General features: G+C 67.1%; 1 pseudogene. It reads right to left on the bottom strand.

Features of this window, described 5'->3' with window-relative positions:
* Positions 1-322 (bottom strand): annotated as a pseudogene (locus WU80_RS24970) (hypothetical protein); the annotation flags it as partial.

Raw genomic sequence — 322 nt, 5'->3', positions numbered from 1 at the left:
CCGGCACCGGCCGAGACCACGTTGCTGCTCAAGCTGCCCAGGTTGCCCAACCCCAACTGCGCGAACTGCGGGGTCGGGAACCAGGCCCCGCCGGCACCGGCCGTGCTACCACCCGGCCCGAACACCAACTGCTGGGCGATCGACGAACTGAACTGCGCCAGGCCGTTGGAGAAGTAACCGAGGCCCGACGTCTGCTTGAGGATCACGGTGTAGAGGGTCGGGTTCAGCCCGAGGTAGTTGTTCGTGGGGGTGGGCAACCCGCTTTGCAGGAAGTTCTGGATGGCGCTGGTCAGCCAGGTGAACGGCCCGGGCGGTGTCGTCG

Source organism: Mycobacterium sp. UM_11 (genome assembly GCF_001414075.1).
In the GTDB taxonomy this organism is placed as follows: domain Bacteria; phylum Actinomycetota; class Actinomycetes; order Mycobacteriales; family Mycobacteriaceae; genus Mycobacterium.
The sequence above is the reverse complement of the archived record's forward strand: the minus strand, read 5'-3'. Positions and strand labels throughout refer to the sequence as shown.